1 protein-coding gene and 1 pseudogene are annotated in these 1,325 nt (G+C 64.0%); both read left to right on the forward strand.

From position 1 onward, the window contains the following. On the forward strand, window positions 1-759 hold a 759-nt coding region (locus NW853_RS06370; RefSeq protein WP_414348418.1), incomplete at its 5' end, for a DUF2993 domain-containing protein. Between the two features lie 251 nt (window positions 760-1,010). Next, a pseudogene (locus NW853_RS06375) lies at window positions 1,011-1,325 on the forward strand (hypothetical protein); the annotation flags it as partial.

Below are 1,325 nucleotides of genomic sequence, written 5' to 3' on the forward strand. Positions count from 1 at the left end.
TTGGCACTGCTGCTTGGCTTGCCCACCATGTTTTGGCCTTGGCCCGGATTTGCCCAGATTGCCGGATCCCTGCTCAGCCCTTTGGTGGCCGCCTGGATCCGCTCCGAGGTGCAGCAGGTGGACAACTTGCAGGTGCAGATCGCCGGTTCCGACGCCCAGATTTTGAACGGCCAGATCCCCCAGGCCCAGGTGTCGGGAGACAACCTTATCTATCAGGGATTCCAGGTCAGCCACCTGCGGCTGCAGGGCCAGGATATTCGCCTCAACGTGGGCGAAGCCATCCAAGGACGCAGCCCGCTGCGGCTGTTGGCCCCTGTGCCGGTGCAGGTGAGCTTGCGCCTCACCGAAGACGATCTTAACCGCACCCTTCAGGCTCCCCTCATCCAGTCTCAACTGGCCCAGGCACAGGTGCAACTGCCCTTTGGAGGTCAAGCGGTGCCCTTCTTGATCCGCCAGCCCCAGGTCACCTTGGAGCAAAATCGGCTGCGCATCCAGGCCCAATTGGTGACTCCCGAGGGGGTGGAGGTGCCGGTTACGGTGCTAACCGGGCTACAGGCCCAGGGCCCCAACCAGTTGCGGCTGGTCAACCCTCTGTGGGTGAGCGAAGGCCAAGAGATCCCCATCCCCGGCCTGGCGGATTTCCCCATTCAGTTGGATCCGGGCGTGCGCATCGACCGCCTGGAGTTGCAGCCCGGCCAAATCCTCTACGAGGGCATGTTGGTCATCTACCCGGAAGCGGCGGCGGTGCCGCAGGGGTAGGGGCCGGCGTTCCCCGCTTTGGCCCGCCTTCAGACGGTGCGGGCGGGCTCTGCTGCGACCAAGGATGTGATCGGGATCAGACCTGGGGAGCGGGCCTTTGCGGCAAGATCCTGCTAGCGGTTAGCGGGAAAACCCTTTGCGGGCCTCACGTAGGAGTGGTGTATTGAGGTGAAGCCATGATCCAGGGATCCCGGAGGCAGCCATCCAACTGCACACTCAAGCCCTTAATCTGCTGGGCGCTGCCGCTGATCTTGTCGGTCGTTTTTTTGGGGAGCTGTGCCGGCGATCCAGTTTCTACGCTGCCTCTGGACGGCACGGCTGCCGGCACCCGCACGGCCACACCCCCAGGGCGAACTTTCGCCGATATTCCGCCCGGTCGGGATCCCCGTCTGAAGCACCTTTGGGCCAGCTTTGTCATCACGTCTGAGCAGTTGCAATCTGCCCGCGAGGCTCCCGTTGCGCTCCATCCGCAGGCTCTCCTTCCCTGCACCGACTGCGAGGGTATTCCATGGCAACCGGGATCCCCACCCCCACCCCCTCCTCCCGCGCCTTGGGCACCTATCGGC

It is taken from the genome of Synechococcus sp. H55.11 (assembly GCF_047462475.1).
In the GTDB taxonomy this organism is placed as follows: domain Bacteria; phylum Cyanobacteriota; class Cyanobacteriia; order Thermostichales; family Thermostichaceae; genus Thermostichus.